Annotated in this window: 1 protein-coding gene; it reads right to left on the minus strand. The window is 59.9% G+C overall.

What is annotated here, in order from left to right; translation table 11 throughout:
* Positions 1-431, minus strand: a 431-nt coding sequence (locus EOE48_RS28900; protein WP_187371602.1) for an LON peptidase substrate-binding domain-containing protein, incomplete at both ends; no start/stop codon positions are given.

Below are 431 nucleotides of genomic sequence, written 5' to 3' on the forward strand. Positions count from 1 at the left end.
TTCAACCTGCAGCAGGTCGATTTCAGCATCCAGCAGCGCCAGCACGTGCTCGACACGGGTGGTCAGGTCGACAATTTCGAGAATTTCCTGCTTCTGTTCGATCTTCAGGGCCATGTGGGCGGCCATGGTATCGACCAGACGCCCTGGCTCTTCGATGCTGTTCAGCGAAGACAGCACTTCAGCAGGGACTTTCTTGCCCAACTGCACGTACTGCTCGAATTGCGACAGCAACGTGCGCACGAACACTTCCGACTCGCGCTCGGCGGCGTCGGTTTCGTCGATCAGGGAGACTTCGGCACGGATGTGCCCTTCTACTTCGGTGAAACGCTCGACCGCGCCACGCTGCTCGCCCTCGACCAGCACCTTGACGGTACCATCAGGCAGTTTCAGCAGCTGCAGCACAGTGGCCACGGTGCCGACACGGTACAGGG

It is taken from the genome of Methylobacterium oryzihabitans, from assembly GCF_004004555.2.
Classification (GTDB): domain Bacteria; phylum Pseudomonadota; class Alphaproteobacteria; order Rhizobiales; family Beijerinckiaceae; genus Methylobacterium; species Methylobacterium oryzihabitans.